We start from the raw sequence: 436 nt of genomic DNA, 5'->3' as shown, positions 1-436 counted from the left end.
CCCCCACACAAAACAAACGAAACCACACCAAACCCACCCCCACCAAAACACAAACACAAACACACAACCAACAACCCAACCCCCCACAACAAAACCCCACACAACACACCCAAAAAATCCACACCACCCCAACCACCACCCACCAACAACAACCAACCAAACCACACCCACAACAACAAACACCCAAACAACCCAACAACCCCAAACAAAACAACACCAAAAACACACAAAACCCCACCACAAACACCACAACCAACAAAACACAAACCACACACCCAAACAACCAACCAAACACAAAAAACCAAAAAAACAAAAACACCCACCCCCCCCCCACCCCCACAACAAACAACCCCAAACAACCCCCCACCACCACCAACACCACCCACAACCACCCACCACACACACCCAACACCACCAACAAACCAAACAACACAAA

General features: G+C 49.1%; 1 protein-coding gene. It reads right to left on the bottom strand.

The features are described 5' to 3' along the window. Positions 1-436, bottom strand: a 436-nt coding sequence (locus ACTHTJ_RS10915) for a hypothetical protein (RefSeq protein WP_440362696.1), incomplete at both ends; no start/stop codon positions are given.

Source organism: Neisseria sp. P0018.S001 (assembly GCF_051957355.1).
Lineage (GTDB): Bacteria > Pseudomonadota > Gammaproteobacteria > Burkholderiales > Neisseriaceae > Neisseria > Neisseria subflava_A.
Note: the sequence above shows the minus strand (reverse complement) of the source record. Positions and strands in the feature narration are given on the sequence as shown.